Source organism: Schnuerera sp., from assembly GCF_035459645.1.
In the GTDB taxonomy this organism is placed as follows: Bacteria; Bacillota; Clostridia; order Tissierellales; family Tepidimicrobiaceae; genus Schnuerera.
Genome location: NZ_DATHXO010000451.1, coordinates 1 through 1,822, shown reverse-complemented (window position 1 = coordinate 1,822; position 1,822 = coordinate 1). Strand labels below are relative to the sequence as shown.

Below are 1,822 nucleotides of genomic sequence, written 5' to 3'. Positions count from 1 at the left end.
GCTTTAATATCAGGAGGTATAGAAAAAATAAAGGTTCATAAAAAGCCTAAAATAGGAATCCTTCCAACAGGAACGGAAATCATAGAAGATATCAATAAACTTGAAACTGGAAAGATAATAGATTCAAACTCTAGAGTATTTGAAGCATTAATCATTGAAGATGGAGGTATTCCAAATAGATATAGTCCTATAGAAGATGATTATGAAAAGCTTAAAGAAGCAGTCTTAAAAGGAGTAGAAGAAAATGATATTTTAATAATTGGTGCAGGTTCTTCTGCTGGTTCTAAGGATTATACGGTAAATATAATAGAGGAATTAGGTGAAGTAATAATCCATGGTGTTGCATTAAAACCAGGGAAACCTACGATTCTAGGTATAATAGAAGGGAAACCTGTAATTGGTATCCCTGGATATCCTGTATCTGCTTATTTGGTATTTGAAACTTTCGTTACGCCTTTAATATTAAAATATATTGGGCTAAAAGAAGAAAAGGATATCTTTGTAAATGCAATTATATCTAAGAAAACAACATCTTCTTTAAAAAACAGAGAATTAGTAAGAGTTAATTTAGGTTATGTAAAGGATAAATTAATTGCAACCCCTTTATCTAGTGGTGCAGGGGTTACCATGAGTTTGGTAAAGGCTGATGGTATAGCTATAATACCTCAATCTTTAGAAGGAATAGATGCAGGAGGAATTGTAAATGTAAGATTACTTAAATCATTGAATCAAATAAAAGAAACTTTAGTTTCCATTGGTAGCCATGATATAATAATGGATATCATAGGGGATATGATGAAGTTGACCTCAGGACATGTAGGCAGTATGGGTGGAATCTTATCCATGAAAAGAGGGGAATGTCATATTGCACCAATCCATCTATTGGATATGGATACAGGTGAATATAATATATCCTATGTAAAAAAATATTTCCCGGGACAGAAAATGGCTATTATAAAAGGAGTTAAAAGACATCAAGGTTTTATAGTAGAAAAGGGTAATCCTAAGGGTATCAAGGAATTTTCGGATTTGGTAAGAGAAGACATTATCTATGTAAATAGACAAAGAGGAGCAGGAACTAGGATACTTTTAGATTATTATTTAGATAGAGAAAATATAGATTTTTCGAATATAAAAGGCTATGATAGAGAAATGACTACCCATATGGCAGTAGCCACAGCAGTAAAAACAGGATCTGCCACTTCGGGATTAGGCATATATTCAGCAGCTAAAGCTTTGAATTTAGATTTTATCGATATAGCCTATGAAGACTATGACTTCCTAGTACCATTTGAATTACTTGAAGATGAGAGAGTTAAGGAATTTATAAAAACTTTAAAGTCTAAAGAATTCAAGGAAAGGGTAGAAAGTTTAGGAGGATATGGATTTGAAAATACTGGTGAGACAATTGTAGTTGAGTGAGTAGATAAAAATGACGGGCATTTGATGCTCGTCATTTTTGTAACTATTATAAATATATTGCATAGTAATATAAAGTACATGATATTTAAATTGGTGGTGATTAATTTGAAAAAAGCAAATATAGCTGTAATTGGAGCTACAGGCATGGTTGGTAGGACATTATTGAAAGTATTAGAAGAACGAGATTTTCCTATAAAAAAGTTATATCTTTTTGCATCAGCTAAATCAAAAAGAAAAATAATAGAAGTCAACGGTAAAGAATATGAAGTTGAAGAGCTTACAGAAAACTCATTTAGAAGAGATATTGACATTGCTTTGTTTTCTGCAGGAGGAGAGATAAGTAAAAAATTTGCTGTAATAGCTAAAAATAATGGAGCCATCGTTATTGATAACAGTAGTG

At 31.7% G+C, this 1,822-nt stretch carries 1 protein-coding gene and 1 pseudogene; both read left to right on the top strand.

All coding sequences use genetic code 11. The features are described from left to right. Positions 1–1,422, top strand: a 1,422-nt coding sequence (locus VK998_RS10605; RefSeq protein WP_325228097.1) for a molybdopterin biosynthesis protein, incomplete at its 5' end; no start/stop codon positions are given. 105 nt (positions 1,423–1,527) lie between these two features. Next, positions 1,528–1,822 (top strand): annotated as a pseudogene (locus tag VK998_RS10600) (aspartate-semialdehyde dehydrogenase); the annotation flags it as partial.